The sequence below is a fragment of the Maledivibacter halophilus genome, assembly GCF_900167445.1.
Lineage (GTDB): Bacteria > Bacillota > Clostridia > Peptostreptococcales > Caminicellaceae > Maledivibacter > Maledivibacter halophilus.
Genome location: NZ_FUZT01000009.1, coordinates 19611 through 35265, shown reverse-complemented (window position 1 = coordinate 35265; position 15655 = coordinate 19611). Strand labels below are relative to the sequence as shown.

Sequence of the window (15655 nt, the reverse complement as noted above, 5' to 3'; positions counted from 1 at the left end):
ATTTTATTAGTTTATTCCTTCAACTACAATACCTTATTCCAAAAACATCATGGAGCTTTCATCCCATTCCTTATGGAATTAACCAGAATTTGTTACTCAACAATTAAGACTTTTCTTCTTGCTTTATAAGTTCTAAAGCTATACTATATTCATTATGAATTTTTAGCAAGTTAGAAAAACCACTAGATAAATAAATATATTCACCTAGTGGTTTGGGGAAAAATTAATGTTTATTTGAAGAAGTGTCTTTTTCCCAATATTCCCATAATCCTTCTACTGCTTCTACTAAAAGAGGATCAAATTGTATTCCCTTATTGTTCCTAATCTCTTTTTTGCATACATCCCATGACATTGGTTTTCTATAGGGCCTTTGTGAAGTCATGGCATCTATTGAATCGCATATAGCAATAATTCTAGACCCTAGTGGAATATCCTTTCCACTTAGTCCATGGGGATAGCCTTTACCATCCCATCTTTCATGATGATGAAGAACAAGCTTTGATATAATCTTAAGTTTGCCTGAATTATTCAAAATATTACTTCCAATTTCAGGATGTCTTTTTATGGCCTTCCATTCATTATCAGTTAATTTGCCTCTTTTGTTTAAAATTTTGTCAGGAACACCTATTTTTCCAATATCATGCAGATGACCAGCTATATGTATAATCTCAAGTTCTTCTCCAGCTATTCCTATTTCCTTTGCCAGTTCATATGTTTTGTCCCCAACCCTTATAGAATGTCCCCTTGTATATAAATCCTTAGCTTCAAGTGCTCCTACTAGACACTGAATTATATCATGGTATAATTCAAAATTCTGTGATAATTCCCCTATGTCGTGAACCATTTTAGCCTCCATAGAAATTATATATAATTATTTATGCTTTAGCCAACTGTTCTCCCAATGCTTTACAATCATCTATTCCTTCATCATCGGGGGTCAGATGAATAGTCAAACCTTCTTCATTTACTAAATTGGCTCCATATTCCTTCATTCTTTCTACCCAATTTCTCATCCATTCACCATCTCCCCAGTCATAGGACCCAAATAATGCAATTGTTTTACCTGAAAAATCAACATCACTTAAAGACTCAATAAAGGGTTCCATAGACTCTTCTTCTAAAACCTCCATCCCCATAGAAGGGCAGCCAAATGCAAGGAGCTGTGAATTAATAACCATATCCTTGTTTGTATCCTCTACCCTAACTACATCCACATCATTCCCAACACTTTTTACTCCTTCAGCAACAGCATTTGCCATCATTTCAGTATTGCCAGTACCACTCCAGTAAATTATAGTTGCTTTTTTCATTTATGATTCCCTCCATTTATATATATGTTTTTGCTGTAATTTATCACAGCTTATAAACTCAATATTATAAATCAAATCGTTGTGCTATTAAATCAATTTTTCTGTTTTAAAATATAAACTACCGATATAGGAACTAGCACAACGAGTTAAACCCAACCTTATTTTACATAGATATTAAAATTTCCTCAGGTCTTTTAAGCATAAGCATCCTTTTTATTTTACTTTTAGCTTCTAAAAACTCATGAAGTCTTTTATCTGACAGCCTGGGATCTCCGTAAACTCTCCAGCCTCTGATTTTAGTAAGTTTTAATGAGGGATGTCCTATAAATCCTATAATATCCTTCAAAGGATATCCTAAAAATACTCCTATTTCATGGGGGATTATACCATCTACCATTTTATTGACAATAAATTGTATATATTCATCTAAATCATATTCCTTTGGATATCCCAGACTTTTTAAAAACTTCATATTTCTATATTCTTTTAAGCTCCTATCCAAAGCCCTTGGATTATAAAATAGTATTTTTATACTATCATTTTTATATCTAAATAATTTATACTCAATTCTTTTGCATTTACCTATATGTCTTTCTATATCTTGAATTTTTTTAAATTTGTCCTTTTCATATTTTGAAAAACTAAGTAATTCAGCAGGTTTTGAACCCATAAGCACTGGCCCTAGTATCTCAACAAGCCATGTAATAAATCTATCTTTATTTTTATAAGCCAATATACAAGTTTCCTTACAATTAGGCACCTGCATTTTGTTCCCCCTCTTTATTGATTATGTTATTGATAATAGTTATCATTATCAATAACATAATACCATATCTTTTCCTTCCTGTAAATATTTTCGTTTATAAATTGGTCAGATAATAAATATAAAATTTTATAGTACTTTAAAACCCTACATCTTTGATAAAGATATACATATATATTTATTAGTATAAGAAATATATACGGGGAGGGATTTTATGAAGGATATTATAAATATGGATGAGATTAAAGCCATAGACGAAATATATCATGAAATAGTTTTTGCTAGTCAACGGGGTGATATCGGAATATTTACCGATAAGCTTAAAGGAGTTACAACCATCGAAATAAGTATTCTAGAAATTATTCATAAAAATCCAGATATAATTCTTAGAGAAATTGTAAATATTTTAGGTATACCTAATAGTACACTAACAAATGCAATTAACAGATTGGAAAAAAGAAATTTAGTAAATAGAACAATAAGTAAAAGGGACAAAAGGTCCTTTGGTCTTGAATTGACCCAGGAAGGAAAACTAGCCCAAAAGGAACACAAGAACGGAGAAAAGCTTTTATGGCAAAAGCTTTTAAATCCTCTAGAAAAAGAAGAGCGTACCGTCTTTCTTAGATGTCTTAGAAAAATTGCAAATAATTTAAAGGAAACCAATCCAAAGGCAAGCTATTAGCCTTTGGAACGGTCCCTTTTTATTTTCTGTACCTATATCTTCTCTTAATATACTTTTTATCTGGAACCATCATTCCTGCAATTATTGAAGTGAAGGGTATAGTTAGTATTAAACCCACACTGCCGCACAAGGACCTTATTATTTCCGTTGCCAAAATCTCTGTACTTACAAGACTGTTAAAGGGCAAATTCATAAAGTACAGAACCAAAATCACCGGCATTGCCCCTCCTACATAAGCAAGTACAAGGGTATTTACCATGGTTGCCATTATATCTCTTCCAACTTTAAGCCCAGATTCAACTAGTCCCCCAAAGCCTATATTAGGGTTTTTTGCCTTTAATTCAAATATCATTGAAGTAATTGACATGCTTACATCCATTACTACTCCAATGGCTCCTATGAGTACTCCGCTAAGATATAGCCCTCTATAGTCTATCACTACATCCATATGTCTTATTAAGACATTTACTTCTTCGCTTCCAAATCCTGTTATAGCACATAAATCTGTAAAGATTTTAGCTAAAATACCTGCAGTGATTGTTCCTCCTACAGTTCCCAATATGGCCACCAGACTTTTCCTGGTAAAACCCGATATAAGAACAAAGCTTATTAATATAATAATTACTGTACTCACAACAGCCACAAGCATTGGACTATGCCCATCAAGTATCATTGGTATCATAATTTTAACTATTATAATTCCCGTTATTCCTAGGGAGGCCACAGAAAGAATTCCCTTTATACCTCCGAATAAAATTACTGAGGCTAAGAAAATCATACCTAATATTTTTAAATGATCTTCCCTGGATATATTTATAATTCTGGCTTTTACCCCTCCACTTTCATGAAAATCAAGTTTTATTAAAATCTTTGTCCCCTTTACAAGCTTATAATTATTAGAGGAATACTCAATGGGTATATACTCTATATTGACTATCTTTCCCTTATATTCCCCTTCCAGTATTCTGGCTTTGACTTTGGTTTTAGGTATGCCTTCACTGGAATATTCCTCTATCTCTAAAATCTCCGCCTTTATTAAATCTTCTTCATCTGCATATGAAATGCCTATTAAAGATAAAAAAATCATGAGAAATAATACAGCTTTCTTCCCCATGTTTGTCCCCCCTTACCCATATTAATAAATATGAATATGGGGAGATAAATAGACCAAAATTTTATATTTCTTCAATCAACCTAATCTAAACCTCATCATATCTGAAACAATCTACTAAATGATCATTCACCATTCCTGCAGCCTGCATATATGCATAACAAATAGTTGGACCAACAAATTTGAATCCTCTCTTTTTTAAATCCTTGCTCATCTCTTCTGATTCCTTTGTCTTTGCAGGAACTTCACTTAAGCTTTCCCATCTGTTTTTTATCACTTTTCCTCCAACAAATTGCCATATGTATTTATCAAAGCTTCCAAACTCCCTTTGCACTTTCAGGAAAGCCCCCGCATTTACTACGGCAGCCTCAACTTTTCTTCTGTTTCTGATTATCCCCTTATTTTGAAGAAGCTTTTCTATTTTCTTTTCATCATATTTGGCCACCTTTTCAGGGTCAAATCCATCAAAGGCCTTTATATAATTTTCTCTTCTCTTTAATATAGTTATCCAGCTAAGTCCAGCCTGAGCTCCTTCTAGAACTATAAATTCAAAATGCTTTATATCATCGTGAACTGGCACTCCCCACTCCTTATCGTGGTACTTAATATATATGGGATCATTTCCAGCCCATCCACATCTCTTTTTCATTTAATTATTCCCCCTTAATCCTTTCACCTATCCTTTGGCCTGCTAATTTCCCCATTGAAAATGCTGCCTGTATATTATATCCTCCTGTGTCTCCATCTATATCAAGTACTTCTCCAGTAAAAAATAAACCTTTAATAATACGGGATTCCATTGTCTTAGGATTAACTTCCTTTAAGGATACACCTCCCCTTGTTGCCATAGCAATATGAAAATCTCCTAATCTTTCTACCTCCATTGGAAAGCTGATAAGCATTTTAATTAAACACTTTCTTCTTTTTTTATCCAACTCACTGCATTTAAGTTCCTGGGAAATATAAGCAAGTTCCAGCAGTTTATCTATAAATCTTTTGGGAATAGAATATTCTCTTAAAACAGTTTTCACCATTAACTTTCCTCTTGATTGAATATATTCTATAAATTTTTTTCTAAATCCTTCTTCATTTTCTGTACCTATAAAATTTATTTTAAGTATATCTCCCGGAAGAACATATCTGGAAAAATTCAAAATTCCCGGTCCTGAAATATTTTTATGGGTTAAAAGAATATCCCCTTTAAATTCTTTAATTTTTTTATTACTTCTCCATAAAGTAATAATAATATCTTCAAAGGAAATTCCTGAAAGCTCGGAAAAAGGATAGTTCTTTATATATAATGGTGTAAGGGAAGGCATGGGCTTTTCAATATTATGCCCTAAATCTTTAGCAAATGAATATCCGTCTCCTGTTGAACCGGTATTACCATATGACTTTCCTCCAGTAGCTATAACTAAATACCGGGATTCATATTCTTCTTTCTCTGTCTTAATAGAAAAACATGAGCTTTCTTTATTATAATTAACCCCTTCTACTCTCCGATTATATTTTATATCAATATTTTTCTTTTTACATTCCTCTAAAAGTATGTTTAAAACATCCAATGACTTTAAAGTATCGGGAAATATCTTTCCATCTTCATTGGTTGTAAAATCTAAACCTCTGCTTCTAAAAAAACTTAATAAATCCCCATTAGTATAATTAAACAGTGCATGCTTTATGAATCTTCCATTCTCTCCGTAATAATTCAAAAAATCATTTACACTCCCATCATGGGTCAAATTACATTGTCCTGCTCCTGAAATCAGAAGCTTTTTTCCCGCAGAAGAATTTTTTTCTAAAACTAATACCTTTCTATTTTTCACTGATGAATTAATAGCAGTAAACAATCCTGCTGGACCTGCACCAATAATAATAGCATCATAATATTTCATTTCTTTTCCTCCATGTTTTGATTGTCTCATATAATATTCTATATTATTATTTGCTTTTTTCCATAAGTATAATGAAACAATTTGGAATTGTAAATAGTACAAAAATAATCTCCACAATAAAGAAAAACCTCTGTCAATTTGACAGAGATAATTTCGGTTTTAGATTCTTTTTCTATTTTTTCTTTAACTTTTGATAATTATCCAAATATGCTTAATAGAGCTGTTGCAAGTATAAGCATAAAGGCTCCACCGATACGAGATGAAATTTGGGCAAAGGGCATCAATTTCATACGTTTTGAAGCAGATAATACTGCCACATCTCCTGTACCTCCCATATTTGCCATACATAGACCAGCAGTAATTGCAGATTCAATAGGATAAAAGCCCAGTAAATTTCCTATAATGCCTGAGCCAATTGCTGAACCCACAACTGTAACAGAAACTAATAAAATATATTGTATATTAAACGAATCAATAACTGCGTTCAAATCTGTATAAGCTATCCCTATCCCAACCAATAATGCGGGAGTCAAATTATTCATAATAAATCTAAACCATTGAAAAGCTCCAACTTCATATTTTCTAGGGACTATGCCTGCAGCTTTACAAATAGCTACAGATATTATCATAAGTGCATATGAATGAATAGGTATAAATTCCCCTAATATTTTCCCCCAAACAAAAAATGTAGTTGATAATAAAAGTCCAATACCCATTAATTTATAATCAATAGGATAGTTTACATCTTCCTTATCAGGAGCTTCTTTCTTAGCTTCTTTCTTATCTTCTTTCTTTAATAGATCTCCATTTCCTGTAAATTTTGGTTTTATCTTTCCTAGCTTATCTAATAGGCCTGCCACAACTATAGCTAAAGCATTTCCTAAAGCAAGGGCCGGTATCATAACAGAGAGCATTTCCTTTGTGTCAACATTCAAAGCTTCACCAAATATTTTTGACAAGGGCACAGCTCCAGCTCCCATACCTCCACCCATTATGGGTACTCCAATATATAGTATAGCCTTTTTTGCTCCATATCCTATAAGTCCACCAACTAATCCAACTAAACCTAATGAAACTATAACGCCCCCTATAATAGCAGGCAAATATCTTACTGAAGCTTTAATCAATAGTTTTCTATCCATCCCCAATATACTACCAGTAATAAGAGCTGCAATATAAAAGCTTAGAAATCCTCCGCCTTTCATAAATGTAGTTACTATTTCCCCAGTCTTTTCAGGTAGCAGTCCATAGGTTAATAAAATTGAAGAACCAAATATAATTACAATTGGGCCTCCACCCAGAAAATCCTTTACAATAGGTGTACGATTACCTAATTCATTAAATATTGCTCCAATAATCATCATAATAGGAAATGCTCCAACCATACCACCTGGAAGTGCACCCATATAAGTAGCTGCTAAAACTACTATGGCTAAAACGAAAAACATTGAAGCTGAGATACCCATAATTTTATAACCTTGTTCCTCTAAGCTAACAGTAGTGTTTTTCTCATTTACTTTATTGGACATTTTGAGCTCCCCTTTATCATATTTTGTAAAATCTACTGACATGCTTTTTTAAATAATCCTTTAGCACATTCCAGTTTCCTTTGCAGCTTTTGCAACTGCGTCAGCTACTCTTTTAACTATTTTCTTGTCAAATGGATTTGGTATAACATAATCTTCTTTAAGCTCCTTATCACTTATTATTCCGGCTATAGCATAGGCAGCTGCTAATTTCATTTCTTCATTTATTCCTCTAGCTCTTACATTCAAAGCACCTCTGAAGATACCTGGAAAGGCCAAAACATTGTTTATTTGGTTAGGAAAATCTGAGCGCCCTGTTCCAACAACCCTTGCTCCTGCTTCTATAGCTAAATCCGGCATTATTTCCGGAGTAGGATTAGCCATTGCAAATACTATAGCATCCTTGTTCATAGATTTAATCATCTCTTGATTTACAATATTAGCAGCAGATACTCCAATAAATACATCTGCCCCCTCCAATGCATCCTTTAAGACCCCTTGTTTGCCATTTATGTTTGTCATTTTTGCAAGCTCTTTTTTATGACCTTTTAGACTATTATTTTCTTTACATAGAATACCATTTCTATCACATACAATAATATCTTTTGCCCCAAGATTTACGAGCATCTTGACTATTGCAGTACCTGCTGCTCCAGGTCCATTAACTACTATAGTAGCATCTTCAATATTTTTACCCGTCAGCTTTAATGCATTGATTAATCCTGCTGAAACAACTATAGCAGTTCCATGCTGGTCATCATGAAATACTGGTATGTTTAATTCATCCTTTAATCTTTTTTCGATCTCAAAACATCTTGGTGAAGATATGTCCTCTAAATTTATTCCTCCAAAGGTAGGTTCTAAATATTTTACAGTTTTTACTATTTGATCTATATCCTTTGTGGCTAAACAAATGGGAAAGGCATCCACATTTGCAAATTCTTTAAACAAAACAGATTTCCCTTCCATAACAGGTATAGAAGCCTGTGGCCCTATATCTCCTAATCCTAAAACAGCTGTTCCATCGGAAACCACTGCAACTAAATTACCCTTGGATGTATACTTATAAACGTTTTCTTTATTATCATGGATCTTTCTACATGGTTCTGCAACACCAGGTGTATAAGCGATACTTAATTCTTCCTTATTAGTTACCGCTATTTTAGATACAACTTCAACTTTACCTATTTTTTCTTCATGGACTTTGAGACTCTTTTCTCCATAATTCATATTTATCATCCCTTCTTATAGATGTGCGCTTGTAAAGATTTTAGAATATTATAAAAATGTAAACAATAATAAATAAATATTATAAGTATTTAATAAATAAAAATATTTATGTGTACTTTTTAACAAGTTCTAAAAAACAGTTTTGACAATTTTTCATAAAAACACCTCAGTTCCTAGACAACAAAAAAATAGCAGCAAAAAAGAAAATACTTTTTTACTGCTATAAGAACTATATTTTTAGAATCACAAATCTCTATATTCATTAGTCCCCAATATATTTATATAAATGTGATGGTCTACCTACTGAACCGTATTCTACTTCAAGCTTTACTTCTCCTATAGACTCAAGATATTCTAAATATCTTCTAATTGTAACCTTAGATAATGGAACTTCTTTTGCAATGATTTCACTTGTTAAATATTCATTAGAATTATCCTTCAAAAACTGTCGTATTCTTTTAAGGGTTTTTTTATGAAGCCCTTTCCTTAAACCAGTATTTGTCTTTGATTCCAGAGCTTTAGTTATTCTATCAAGTTCCTCTTGCTTAACAGTGCCAGTACTATGCAAAAATTCATATCTTTTTGAATAATTCTCTAGTGAATTTTTAAATCTTTCATAATCAAAGGGCTTTATTAAATAATCTACTGCACCTAATTTTAATACTTCATCAATATTTTGAGTTTCCTTCGAGGCAGTAACCAATATAACATCTACCATAATATTCCTTTTTCTTAATTCCTTTAAAAAAGCTACTCCATTTAACCTAGGCATATATATATCTAGTATTATCAAGTCTATTTTATTTTTTTTGCAAAATTTTAAGGCTTCCTCTCCATTTTGTATTTCACCTTTAACGTTAAATCCACCAACACTTTCAACATATTGTCTGTTTAATTTTGACACCATGGGATCATCTTCTACTATTAATACATCAATCATTTTAAGCCTCCTTAGGCAGTGTTATCTTAACTACTGTACCTTTATTTAATACTGAAGATACAAATATTTTACCATTTAAATTATCTATTGTTCTCTTTACTAAATCCAATCCCACTCCTTCACTTCCAACCTTAGTTGTAAAACCCCTTTTATATATTTTCTCTAAATCTTTTTCTTTAATTCCCACTCCAAAATCTTCAACCTCAATTTCGATTTTATCTTCCAGTTCTTCAATCCTAAACTTTACAATTTTTTCATCTTTATTAGTTTTACTTACAGCCTCCATTGCATTTTCCAATATATTTCCTATCAATGTTATAAGTGCATTTTTACTTATATTTTTATGGTCAGCACCAAGCTTTGTATCTTCATGAACCTGTATCCTTATTCCCAATTCCTTTGCTCTACTAAATTTGCCAAGTATCAATCCGGCAATAGTTGGATCTTTAATTCTTTTTATAATAATACTCAATATTTTCTGCTGACTTTCAGTAACATTTAAAATATATTTTTTAGCTTGTTCAATCTCTCCTATATGAAGCAATCCTAAAATAACATGGAGCTTGTTTAAAAATTCATGGTTATTTGCCCTTAGTGCATCTACTATTTGCTTTACTCCTGTTACTTCTTCAGCTAACCTAGTTATTTTTGTTTTATCTCTAAAAGTAGCTAAAGCTCCGACTATCCGCTCCCCATCCTTTATGGGAACTCTATTGGTAACAATGATGGTATCATTAATTCGCTGTTCCTTATCATACTCTGCAGCTCCAGTTTTTAAAACATTCGGTAATCGACTTGTAGGAAAAACATCTGTAACAACCTTTTCAATCATATCTTTCATCTCATACTTATCATTCATTTGAAGTATATTTAATGCGGAGTCATTAATTAAGGTTATTCTACTATTCCCATCAATAGCAATAATTCCTTCATGTATAGCATCAAGCATACTTACTTTTTCATTATAGAGATTTATTATTTCCTCGGGTTCTAAGCCCATAAGTGTCTTTTTAATATTCTTTGAAAGTAAAAACGCTCCAACAGCCCCTACTAAAGCACCTATATAAGCTAAAATAATCAAAGTACGAATTGATTTCTTTTTTGCCTCTTCAATACTCTCGATAAGAGTTCCTACTGAAACAAAGCCTATTTGTCTATTGCTTTCTAGATCATATACTGGTGTAAAAGCTCTCATTGATCTGCCTAATGTCCCTGTGGCCTCAGAAATATAGGTCTCACCCTTTTGAATTACTCTATATTGATCCCCGCCAACAAATTTTTGACCTATTCTTTCTGGATTTAAATGGGAATATCTAATACTATTCATATCCGCAACAACTATAAAATTTACATTCTCTACTGTTTTTAATAACTTACTTACATAGGACTGAATTATTGAATTTGGATCCTTTCTAGGCAATGCTTCTCTAATAGCTGGAGATTCTGCAATTATTTTAGCTATATTGGTAATATTAATCTCAAGCCTATTCTGAACACTTTCCATTACCCTTTTAGTTATAAAAGGAAGAGTAATGGATATTGAAATAAAAACAACTATGATTATCAATATTGTAATTTTAGTTTGAAGACTTAATATTTTTTTTCCCATATTGTATCCTTTCTATAGATTCTAATTTAATTAATTTAGGAAATTTCATAATTCTAGTTTGTCAAAATTAGATAATATTTAAAACTATATTAAAAAATACCATTATAAAAAATCATTTATATTGTTGACAAAATATCTAATAGATATTATAATTCTATAAAAATAATATAATTTAAATCTTATGAGTGGAAATAGTAAATAAAATATGAAGCCATAGAGAGCTGGGGATGGTGGAAACCCGGTGCAGATTGTTTATTGAATGGTTCCATGAGGAGCAGTGTGAAATCATATTTGAGAGTACCATTAGTCGTTTGTCCTACGTTACAAGGACAGGATATCGAAATAACAAAATCTTATTTCCGTATCTGAAAGAGAGAGATAGATAAGCTCTATCTAAAATAGGTGGCAACACGGAATATAAGCATTTCGTCCTGTATAAATAGGATGTAATGCTTTTTTTAGTTGAAAGCATTTCACTAGGCAAAATTTACTCAAAAGTAATAATACCTAGCCTAAATTCTTGTATGTCAGCCTTTATTTTTAGAATTCTTAATAGCTTTTAATTCTATCTAATGTGGGTGGTACCGCGAAATCATAAGCATTTCGTCCCTTTTATAGGGATGAAGTGCTTTTTGATTGCTAGAAATTTAATTTCTGATCACAGCCCCTGAGAATCCTTCCTAAGTTTTATATCAACACATCTATACTGTGAAATTTTTTTGAAAAAGGAGGAATTACATTGTCTCAAAAACATCTTAAAATTTTTAGAAGAATCTTTGAATCTTCAAAACTACTGGTTCTTTCTAGTAAAATTGATGGAAAAAATGAAACCCCGATTTCTTTATTTAACAAACTATGTAATAAGGGAAAAAGCTACCTTTTAGAAAGTGCTGAAAATACAGGAAGGTGGGGTCAATATTCCTATATTGGGAGAAATCCCTTTATAGAGATTAAATGCAGCGGTAACAAAGTATATATTTATAAGAATAATCAAGCTGTAAAACAAACAGGTAAGCCATTAGACATCATAAGAAAATTAATAAATGAATATAAAATGCCAGTGCAAAATAATATGCCTGACTTTATTGGAGGTGCAGTAGGATATATTGGCTATGATGTTATAAGAAGCTATGAAGAATTGGGTAATATAAATTTTAATGACATAGAAATGCCAGATATACATCTTTTGTTTATGGAAGAAATTATCATCTATGATCATCTAAATAAGAAAATAATTATTGTACTCAATCTTCCCATATCTTCTAATGAAGAAATGTTAAAAAATCAAGGAATAGAAAGGCTTAAAAAAATAAAAGATGAAATTTTAAATAGTGATTATATTTCAAGAAATATTAAAACTACAAATTCTGAAAAATTCAATTATATAAGTAATGAAACAAAAGAAAATTTTATAAATAATGTCATTAAAGCCAAAGAATATATAAGAGCTGGAGATATTTTTCAAGTAGTTTTATCTCAAAGACTACAAATTAAAACAGACAAACATCCATTCAATATCTATTGTACTCTAAGAAACATAAATCCTTCTCCATATATGTTTTATATAGATTTTGAAGAGTACCGCCTAGTAGGCTCCTCACCAGAAATGTTAATTAAAGTTAAAGAAGATAATATTGAAACCTGTCCTATAGCAGGAACACGACCCAGGGGTAAAACTCCTTTTGAAGACAAAGCATTGGCCAGCGATCTGCTAAGTGACGAAAAGGAGTTGGCAGAACACTTAATGCTTGTGGATTTGTCTAGAAATGATATTGGAAAGGTTTCAAAATTTGGTACAGTTCAGCTATCAAATTATATGGAAATACAAAAATATTCCCATGTCATGCATATCGTATCAAATGTAATTGGTAAGCTTAGGGAAGATTATGACATGTTTGACTCCTTAATATCATGTTTACCTGCCGGAACAGTCTCCGGAGCTCCAAAGATAAGGGCAATGGAAATAATAGATGAATTAGAAAGCAGTAAAAGAGGAGTATATGCAGGAGCAGTTGGCTATATAGGCATAAATGGAAATATGGATACCTGTATAGCTATTAGAACTATTGTATTAAAGGATAATAAGGCATATATTCAAGCTGGTGCTGGAATTGTTGCAGATTCAGACCCGGAAAGTGAATATCTTGAAACCCTTAGAAAAGCAACCGCCCTCATGGAGGCTATAAAAATAACAAAGTAGAAGGAGAAATTAGTATGATAGTAATAATCGATAATTATGATTCATTCACTTACAATATTTATCAATATATAGGGGAAATCAATCCAGACATTAAGGTTTTCAGAAATGATAGGATTACTATATCTGAACTTGAAGAAATGAATATATCCCATATTGTAATTTCTCCCGGTCCCGGCATTCCAAAGAATTCTGGAATATCAAAGGATGTTATAAAAGCTTTTGGCAGTAAAATTCCAATACTTGGAATATGTCTTGGCCATCAGGTAATGGGAGAAGTCTATGGCTGTAAAATTATAAAGGCTAAGGAGCTTGTTCATGGTAAAACTTCTATGATTTTTCATGATGAAATGGGTATATTCAGCGGTATTGAAAATCCTTTAAAGGTAACTAGATATCATTCTTTGATAGTTGATAAAAACTCTGATTCTAATGAATTATACTTTACTGCAAAAACAAATGATGGGGAAATTATGGCACTTATGCATAAAAGATACCCTATATTTGGTTTACAGTTTCATCCTGAAGCCATAGCCACAGATCATGGTAAACAGATAATAAGAAATTTTCTTAATTTATAGAAATAGGAGGGATTTAAATGCTTAAGTTTGCAATTAATAAACTTATAAATAATCAAGACCTAACGGAAAAAGAAATGATACAGGCTATGAATATTATTATGGAAGGAAGAGCAAAGGATTCACAGCTGGGAAGTTTTTTAACAGCACTTCGAATAAAGGGAGAAACTGTGGAAGAAATCACTGGTGGAGCCAAGGTGATGAGAGATAAGGCTCATAAAGTAAAAATTAGAAATAAATGTGCAATAGACACCTGTGGTACAGGAGGAGATGGAGCTAATACATTTAATGTTTCCTCTTTGGTTGCAATAATAGCTGCTGCTGCTGAAATTACGGTTTTAAAGCACGGTAACCGCTCTGTTTCCAGCAAATGTGGCAGTGCAGATGTATTAGAAGCCCTGGGAATTAATATTGAATTAGAACCTATAAAGATTGAAAAATGTGTAAAAGATATTAATATAGGATTCATGTTTGCTCCTAGGTTTCATAGTGCCATGAAAAATATAGTAGGGCCAAGGCGAGAATTAAGTATAAGAACTATTTTTAATATTCTTGGTCCCCTTACAAACCCAGCCATGGTTAAAAATCAAGTTCTAGGAGTCTTTTCTGAAAATTATACTGAACTTATGGCAGGAGTATTGAAAAATCTAGGTTCTAGACAAGCCATGATTGTTCATGGACTGGACGGGCTAGATGAAATTACTATTACTGGAAAAACTAAGGTCTCTGAGTTAAAAAACAGTAAAATCTCTACCTATTATATTGATCCCAGGGATTATGGTTTTAAACTAGCCTCAGCAGAAGATTTGACAGGAGGCTATCCTAAAGAAAATGCAGAAATAATATTAAACATTTTAAATGGTGAAAAAGGCCCAAGGAGAGATATGGCGTTGCTTAATGCTGGAGCAGCTATATATATTGGCGAAAAGGCAAATTCTCTTTTTGAAGGGATAAACAGAGCTAGAGAAGTAATAGATAAAGGTTTTGCATTAGAAAAATTAAATCAATTCATAAAGCTTAGTCAGGAGCTGGCCATATGATTTTAGATAAAATAGTGACCTATAAGAAAATGAAAGTAAAAAAGGAAAAGGAAATTACGCCAATTAATCACATAATCTCTTCAATAGAAAATTGTAAAGAAAGGAGAAACTTTAAAAGAGCCTTTGAAAAAGTAAAGGGATTGAGCATAATAGCTGAAATTAAAAAGGCTTCTCCTTCCAAAGGAATAATAAAAAATAATTTCAATCCTATGGAAATAGCCATAGCTTATACCGAAAATAAAGCAGAAGCTATATCCATACTAACTGAGGATAAATTTTTTAGGGGAGATAACTCATATTTAAATGTGGTTAGAAATGTCACCTCAGCTCCCCTACTTAGAAAAGATTTCATCATTGACCCTTATCAGATATATCAATCAAAAATATTAGGAGCAGATGCTATATTACTTATAGTTTCAATACTATCAAAAACTCAATTAATTGAGTTTCAGAAAATTGCAAGAAGCCTAGGACTTTTTTGTCTAATAGAAGTCCATAATAGGGCTGAGCTTGAAATTGCATTAGAAGCTGATTCAGAAATTATAGGAATTAATAATAGAAATTTGAAAACTTTCAAAACTAGCTTGTCTACAACAGAGAATCTTATAAAACATATACCTAAATCTAAAATAATAATCAGTGAAAGTGGAATAAATACAAGGCAAAATATAAAATTTCTTGAGACCCTTGGTGTAAATGGTGTTCTTATAGGAGAAAGTTTTATGAGGGCAAGCTGTATAAATGATAAGTTTAAAGAGTTTAGGGGTGAATAAA

Annotated in this window: 15 protein-coding genes and 1 other annotated feature; of the genes, 5 read left to right on the top strand and 10 right to left on the bottom strand. The window is 31.9% G+C overall.

The window, feature by feature from the left end; translation table 11 throughout:
* Positions 1-223: 223 nt before the first annotated feature.
* The 3 genes from B5X81_RS16935 to B5X81_RS16925 form a co-directional block, all read right to left on the bottom strand.
* Positions 224-844, bottom strand: a complete 621-nt coding sequence (locus tag B5X81_RS16935; protein WP_079493318.1) for an HD-GYP domain-containing protein — start codon at positions 842-844, stop codon at positions 224-226.
* 31 nt (positions 845-875) lie between these two features.
* A complete protein-coding gene (locus B5X81_RS16930) occupies positions 876-1310 on the bottom strand; it encodes a flavodoxin (RefSeq protein WP_079493316.1) in 435 nt (144 codons plus the stop codon).
* 163 nt (positions 1311-1473) lie between these two features.
* Positions 1474-2076 carry a DUF3793 family protein gene (locus B5X81_RS16925; protein WP_079493315.1) on the bottom strand — a complete coding sequence of 201 codons (603 nt, stop codon included), beginning with the start codon at positions 2074-2076 and terminating at the stop codon, positions 1474-1476.
* A gap of 211 nt (positions 2077-2287) precedes the next feature.
* Between B5X81_RS16925 and B5X81_RS16920 the strand changes: the two genes are divergently transcribed.
* Positions 2288-2755, top strand: coding sequence for a MarR family winged helix-turn-helix transcriptional regulator (locus B5X81_RS16920; protein ID WP_244282140.1), 468 nt, complete (start codon positions 2288-2290; stop codon positions 2753-2755).
* A 19-nt stretch (positions 2756-2774) separates the two neighbouring features.
* On the opposite strand, the gene B5X81_RS16915 is transcribed toward B5X81_RS16920, so the two are convergent.
* The 7 genes from B5X81_RS16915 to dcuS form a co-directional block, all read right to left on the bottom strand.
* The gene (locus tag B5X81_RS16915; RefSeq protein ID WP_079493313.1) at positions 2775-3869 is read right to left on the bottom strand and encodes a YibE/F family protein; all 1095 of its coding nucleotides are present in this window, start codon (positions 3867-3869) and stop codon (positions 2775-2777) included.
* Positions 3870-3954: 85 nt separating this feature from the next.
* Positions 3955-4515 (bottom strand): DNA-3-methyladenine glycosylase I, encoded by a 561-nt coding sequence (locus B5X81_RS16910; RefSeq protein WP_079493312.1) that lies wholly within the window; start codon positions 4513-4515, stop codon positions 3955-3957.
* A gap of 4 nt (positions 4516-4519) precedes the next feature.
* The gene (locus B5X81_RS16905) at positions 4520-5761 is read right to left on the bottom strand and encodes a BaiN/RdsA family NAD(P)/FAD-dependent oxidoreductase (RefSeq protein WP_079493685.1); all 1242 of its coding nucleotides are present in this window, start codon (positions 5759-5761) and stop codon (positions 4520-4522) included.
* A 197-nt stretch (positions 5762-5958) separates the two neighbouring features.
* Positions 5959-7290 (bottom strand): 2-hydroxycarboxylate transporter family protein, encoded by a 1332-nt coding sequence (locus B5X81_RS16900; protein WP_079493310.1) that lies wholly within the window; start codon positions 7288-7290, stop codon positions 5959-5961.
* A gap of 60 nt (positions 7291-7350) precedes the next feature.
* Complete coding sequence (locus B5X81_RS16895) at positions 7351-8517, bottom strand: NAD(P)-dependent malic enzyme (protein WP_079493309.1); 1167 nt, start codon at positions 8515-8517, stop codon at positions 7351-7353.
* A gap of 262 nt (positions 8518-8779) precedes the next feature.
* Positions 8780-9457 carry a response regulator gene (locus B5X81_RS16890; protein WP_079493307.1) on the bottom strand — a complete coding sequence of 226 codons (678 nt, stop codon included), beginning with the start codon at positions 9455-9457 and terminating at the stop codon, positions 8780-8782.
* Position 9458: 1 nt separating this feature from the next.
* Complete coding sequence (dcuS, locus tag B5X81_RS16885; RefSeq protein ID WP_079493306.1) at positions 9459-11066, bottom strand: DcuS/MalK family sensor histidine kinase; 1608 nt, start codon at positions 11064-11066, stop codon at positions 9459-9461.
* A 172-nt stretch (positions 11067-11238) separates the two neighbouring features.
* Positions 11239-11503, top strand: a binding site (T-box leader).
* A gap of 302 nt (positions 11504-11805) precedes the next feature.
* On the opposite strand from dcuS, the gene trpE reads away from it, so the two are divergent.
* From trpE to trpC, 4 genes are read left to right on the top strand one after another with little or no spacing between them, the layout of a single operon-like run.
* A complete protein-coding gene (trpE, locus tag B5X81_RS16880) occupies positions 11806-13266 on the top strand; it encodes an anthranilate synthase component I (protein WP_079493304.1) in 1461 nt (486 codons plus the stop codon).
* A gap of 14 nt (positions 13267-13280) precedes the next feature.
* Entirely contained in the window at positions 13281-13844 is a 564-nt protein-coding gene (locus B5X81_RS16875) for an anthranilate synthase component II (RefSeq protein WP_079493303.1), read from the top strand.
* A 17-nt stretch (positions 13845-13861) separates the two neighbouring features.
* Positions 13862-14881: an anthranilate phosphoribosyltransferase gene (trpD, locus tag B5X81_RS16870; protein WP_079493301.1), complete on the top strand. Its 1020-nt coding sequence runs from the start codon at positions 13862-13864 to the stop codon at positions 14879-14881.
* Positions 14878-15654, top strand: a complete 777-nt coding sequence (gene trpC / locus B5X81_RS16865) for an indole-3-glycerol phosphate synthase TrpC (protein ID WP_079493300.1) — start codon at positions 14878-14880, stop codon at positions 15652-15654. The genes trpD and trpC overlap by 4 nt, the downstream gene beginning before the upstream one ends.
* Position 15655 lies beyond the last annotated feature (1 nt).

Excerpts from the sequence above, each read along its gene's own strand:
- B5X81_RS16935 (WP_079493318.1), bottom strand. The coding sequence starts at position 844 with ATGGTTCACGACATAGGGGAATTATCACAGAATTTTGAATTATACCAT.
- B5X81_RS16930 (WP_079493316.1), bottom strand. The coding sequence starts at position 1,310 with ATGAAAAAAGCAACTATAATTTACTGGAGTGGTACTGGCAATACTGAA.
- B5X81_RS16925 (WP_079493315.1), bottom strand. The coding sequence starts at position 2,076 with ATGCAGGTGCCTAATTGTAAGGAAACTTGTATATTGGCTTATAAAAAT.
- B5X81_RS16920 (WP_244282140.1), top strand. The coding sequence starts at position 2,288 with ATGAAGGATATTATAAATATGGATGAGATTAAAGCCATAGACGAAATA.
- B5X81_RS16915 (WP_079493313.1), bottom strand. The coding sequence starts at position 3,869 with ATGGGGAAGAAAGCTGTATTATTTCTCATGATTTTTTTATCTTTAATA.
- B5X81_RS16910 (WP_079493312.1), bottom strand. The coding sequence starts at position 4,515 with ATGAAAAAGAGATGTGGATGGGCTGGAAATGATCCCATATATATTAAG.
- B5X81_RS16905 (WP_079493685.1), bottom strand. The coding sequence starts at position 5,761 with ATGAAATATTATGATGCTATTATTATTGGTGCAGGTCCAGCAGGATTG.
- B5X81_RS16900 (WP_079493310.1), bottom strand. The coding sequence starts at position 7,290 with ATGTCCAATAAAGTAAATGAGAAAAACACTACTGTTAGCTTAGAGGAA.
- B5X81_RS16895 (WP_079493309.1), bottom strand. The coding sequence starts at position 8,517 with ATGAATTATGGAGAAAAGAGTCTCAAAGTCCATGAAGAAAAAATAGGT.
- B5X81_RS16890 (WP_079493307.1), bottom strand. The coding sequence starts at position 9,457 with ATGATTGATGTATTAATAGTAGAAGATGATCCCATGGTGTCAAAATTA.
- dcuS (WP_079493306.1), bottom strand. The coding sequence starts at position 11,066 with ATGGGAAAAAAAATATTAAGTCTTCAAACTAAAATTACAATATTGATA.
- B5X81_RS16875 (WP_079493303.1), top strand. The coding sequence starts at position 13,281 with ATGATAGTAATAATCGATAATTATGATTCATTCACTTACAATATTTAT.
- trpD (WP_079493301.1), top strand. The coding sequence starts at position 13,862 with ATGCTTAAGTTTGCAATTAATAAACTTATAAATAATCAAGACCTAACG.
- trpC (WP_079493300.1), top strand. The coding sequence starts at position 14,878 with ATGATTTTAGATAAAATAGTGACCTATAAGAAAATGAAAGTAAAAAAG.